Below are 4,078 nucleotides of genomic sequence, written 5' to 3' on the forward strand. Positions count from 1 at the left end.
GTCCAGCACGAGCAGCGCATTGCCGGCGGCATCCGTCACGTACAGCCGGGTACCGCCCGGATCGGCGGCGATGCCGCGCGGGCGCTTGCCGGCGGCGATCTGGCGCACGGCGTTGCCGCTGGCCGTGTCGATCACGCTGACGCTGCCGGATTTTTCGTTGGGGACGTAGGCGAACGGGGCGGCCTGGGCGGCGATGCAGCCATAGGCCAGCAGCACGCCGGCCAGGGCCGACAACGGGAAGCGAAGTGGGGAACGATGCAGTGACATGATGGTCCTTTCAGATGGACGCGCGGGCGCGCGATGCCATCAGGATTGCAATCGCCATGCCATGCGGGCAGCAGGTTTCCGGCTTGGCAGGTATATTGCTTGCCGTGATGGTCAGCGCCCGGCTTACAGGGCGGACTATTCGACAGGGAGACAAGAAAAATGAAGTACCCGGCATTACGTTTGAACTTTGTTGCGGCCTTGTTCGCGGCCGCGCCGCTGGCCGCGTGGGCCGCAGCGGATAGCCTCGACGCTCCGGTGAGCGTGGTCGTCGTCAGCGCCACGCGCGCCGAGCACACGAGCTTCGACCTGCCGGCCGCCATCGACGTCGTCGACGCCGACCGCATCGGCGCGGCCCAGCCACGCGTGAACGTCTCCGAGGCGCTGGCTTCGGTGCCGGGTCTCGTCGTGCAGAACCGCCAGAACTACGCGCAGGACCTGCAAATCTCGTCGCGCGGCTTCGGCGCCCGTTCCGCGTTCGGCGTGCGCGGCGTGAAGCTGATCGCGGACGGCATCCCGGCCACCWTGCCGGACGGCCAGGGCCAGGCCGCCACCTTCGACCTCGACATGGCCGAGCGCATCGAGGTGTTGCGCGGTCCGTTCTCCACGCTGTACGGCAACCATGCGGGCGGCGTGATCCAGCTGTTCACGCGCGATCCGCGCGGCGCGCCCTGGGTCGAGATGAACGTGGCTGGCGGCGGCGACGGCATGCGCAAGACGGACGTCAACGCGGGCGGCAAACAGGGAAGCTTCGGCTGGCTGCTGGACGGGTCGCGCTTCGAGACGGACGGCTACCGTGCCCACAGCGCCGCCACGCGCGACCAGGCGTATGCCAGGCTGACGTTCGACACGTCGGCCACCGGCAAGCTGACGGTGACGGCGAGCGGCCTGCGCCAGCACGACACGCAGGATCCGCTCGGCGTGACGTGGGCCACGTTCCAGCGCGACCCGCGCGCCGGCGAGATCGACACGACCGACCCGCAATCGCCGCAGCGCACCTTCGCCGACCGCTACAACACGCGCAAGAGCATCGACCACCAGCAGATCGGACTGTCGTGGGATGAGCGATTCGGCGCCGACCGGCTGCACGTCACGGTCTATGGCGGCAACCGCCGCGTGGTCCAGTACCAAGCGTTCTCGAAAGGGTTCCAGGCGCCGGCCAGCCATTCGGGCGGCGTGGTCGACTTCGACCGCGATTTCTACGGTTTCGACGCGAACTGGCTGATGGTGCGCCCGCTGGCCGACGGCACGTTGCGCACGACCGTGGGCCTGGAAGCCGGCAAATCGAACGATGCGCGCAAGGGTTACGAGAACTTCGTCGGCAACACGTTCGGCGTGCAGGGCCGCCTGCGCCGCGCCGAGGACGACGATGTGCGCAACGTCGACCCCTACCTGCAGCTGGAATGGGAGCGCGGACCATGGGTATTCACGGGCGGCCTGCGCCACAGCCGCGTGAACTTCGACGTCGAGGACCACTACCTCGCCAACGGCAACGACGGCGGCAGCGTCGATTACCGCCACACGACGCCGCTGCTCGGCGCGCTGTACAAGGTCACGCCCACGCTCAACGTCTACGCCAGCGCGGCGCGCGGTTTCGAGACGCCCACGTTGAATGAGGTGTTCTATTCGGGCACGGGTGGCGGGTTCAATTACCGTCTCGGCGCGGCCACGAGCACGCAGCTGGAAGCCGGCGCCAAGGCCATCGTCGCCCGCGACGTGCGCGTGAACGCGGCGCTGTTCCAGGTGCGCACGCACGACGAACTGGTCGTCGATAGTGCCAGCGGCGGCCGCACCAGCTACCGCAACGCGAGCGCCACCCTGCGCCAGGGCCTCGAGTTGTCGCTCGACGCCGACCTCGCCGCCGGCTTTACGGCACGCGTGGCGGCAACGCTGCTGCGCGCGATCTACGACGAGGCGTTCACCGGCGTGGCCCAGGGCAACCGCCTGCCGGGCGTGCCGGGAACGAGCCTGTTCGGCGAACTGGCGTGGAAGGCTGCGGACGGGAGAATACAGGCCGGGCTCGAGACCATCGCCAACGGCAAGGTCTATCCGGACGACGCCAATGCCGCGATCCCGGCGCCGGGCTATGCGATCGTCAACGCGCGCGTGCAGGCCAACCAGCAGCTGGGCGCGTGGCGCGTGCGCGAGTACGCGCGCGTGAACAACATGTTCGACCGCACCTACGTCGGTTCCGTCATCGTCGGCGACAGCAATAAGCGGTATTACGAGCCGGCGCCGGGACGCAACTGGATGCTGGGCGCCAGCGTGCAATACCAGTTCTGAGTTTGCGTCACGCCCCGTGTCGGATACGCGGGGCGCATGGAATGATCACGGCCTGACGGCCTGCACGCCGTACTTCGCGAACAGCGTGCGCAACTCGCCGCTGGCCGCCATTTCGTTCAGCGCGGCCTGCAGCCGGCGCGCGAGGCCCACGTTATCCTTGCGCACCGCCATGCCGATCACCCAGCCGCCGCGCGGCAGGCGGTCGAACGGCACCTCCTGCAACGGAAACGCGGGATCGCCCTGCATGACGGATTCGATCTGCGCGCGCGTGGCCAGCACGGCGTCGAGGCTGCCTGCCTTCAACTGCTCCAGCGCCTCGACAGCGGTCGGGTAGATGTGGACCTGGTCGCGGAAGCGTCCCCCGCCCTCGCCCAGCATCACCATGCCGGAGATCGACACCTTTTCCACGCCGATGCGCTTGCCCGCCAGCGACGCCACGCCGTCGAACTGCGGCATCGCCTGCGCGCTGCGCACGAGCCGCACGGTCTCCACGTAGTACGGTGCGAAGATCTCGACCTGCGGATTCGCATTCATCAGCATGCGGTCGACCGGCACGTGCAGCATCACGTCGGCCGGTCCGTAGCCGAGGTAGTGGCCCTTCCACACCATGTTGCGCAAGTCGTCTCCGAGCTCGTCGCCCGCGTTGAACGGCAGCAGCGTGGACTTCAGTCCGAGCTTGCCGGCCAGCGCGGCGCCGAGGTCGGCGTCGATGCCCTGGCCGTGGTCGGAGAACGGCGCCAGGTCGTTGTAGACGGCCACCTTCAGATGGCCCGCCTCGCGCAGCACGGGTGTCTCCGCTGCGCAGACGGCACCGGGTGCGGCGATGCCGGCACCCAGCAGCAGGCCGGCGGCGAGGACGCGCCGGCGCGACGGCGAAACCGGGGTCGTCATGGCCGCCTCAGTCCGCGCTGCGGCGCGATTCGAGGTAGGTCTTGATGGCCCACATCGCTTCCTGGTTGAACACGCCTTCGAACGGCGGCATGTAAACGGCGCCGTTGCGCACCTTGCCGTGGCGGATGCTGGTCAGGAAGTAGTTGTCGATCTCCTTGTAGCAGGCCTGCTTCTTGGTCTCGTTCTTGATGCCGTTGCAGTCGCGGTCGAGCAGGCGCAGGTCCGGCGCGATCCCGCCGGACACCGCTTCCAGGCCGTGGCAGCGCGCGCAGTTCTGCGTATAGGCCGAGGCGCCGATCTTCAGCGCGAGCTTGTTGGTGCGGTAGGGATTCTCGTCGCGCCATTTGTCTCCCAGCGTGGGCAGGCCGGTCGTGTCGACGGCTTGCGGGACGACGTTGCCATGCGCGTTGGCCCAGAGCGAGGTCAGTGCGGCGGCGGCCATGGCAACGGCGCCGGCGGCGATGCGGATCTTGTGCTTCATGGTGTTGTCTCCTGTAGGTTTATCGGTCTACCCTACATGAGCAATCGGCGTGCCATGCGTTTCGTCCCTCGCAGTGCCCCTGTGTGTGGGCGAAAAGCACGGTCACATTGTCCCAATCTGCAACAGGTGTCACATGGCCGCGCGTGCCAGGGCGCGCGC

The 4,078-nt window shown here is 68.1% G+C and carries 3 protein-coding genes and 1 pseudogene; 1 reads left to right on the top strand and 3 read right to left on the bottom strand.

The features are described 5' to 3' along the window. Window positions 1-267, bottom strand: a pseudogene (locus tag AC1DYX_RS28660) (hypothetical protein); the annotation flags it as partial. Window positions 268-447: 180 nt separating this feature from the next. Between AC1DYX_RS28660 and AC1DYX_RS28665 the strand changes: the two are divergent. Next, entirely contained in the window at window positions 448-2,547 is a 2,100-nt protein-coding gene (locus AC1DYX_RS28665) for a TonB-dependent receptor family protein (protein ID WP_477265234.1), read from the top strand. A 45-nt stretch (window positions 2,548-2,592) separates the two neighbouring features. Here AC1DYX_RS28665 and AC1DYX_RS28670 read toward each other — a convergent pair whose 3' ends face one another. Next, window positions 2,593-3,438: a substrate-binding periplasmic protein gene (locus tag AC1DYX_RS28670; protein ID WP_477265236.1), complete on the bottom strand. Its 846-nt coding sequence runs from the start codon at window positions 3,436-3,438 to the stop codon at window positions 2,593-2,595. A gap of 7 nt (window positions 3,439-3,445) precedes the next feature. Next, window positions 3,446-3,919: a cytochrome c-550 PedF gene (gene pedF / locus AC1DYX_RS28675; RefSeq protein WP_477265238.1), complete on the bottom strand. Its 474-nt coding sequence runs from the start codon at window positions 3,917-3,919 to the stop codon at window positions 3,446-3,448. Window positions 3,920-4,078 lie beyond the last annotated feature (159 nt).

This window comes from Massilia sp. P2_C2 (assembly GCF_056404615.1).

What these genes read in the sequence shown, in the direction of transcription:
- pedF (WP_477265238.1), bottom strand. Translation starts at nt 3,919, where the DNA reads ATGAAGCACAAGATCCGCATCGCCGCCGGCGCCGTTGCCATGGCCGCC.
- AC1DYX_RS28670 (WP_477265236.1), bottom strand. Translation starts at nt 3,438, where the DNA reads ATGACGACCCCGGTTTCGCCGTCGCGCCGGCGCGTCCTCGCCGCCGGC.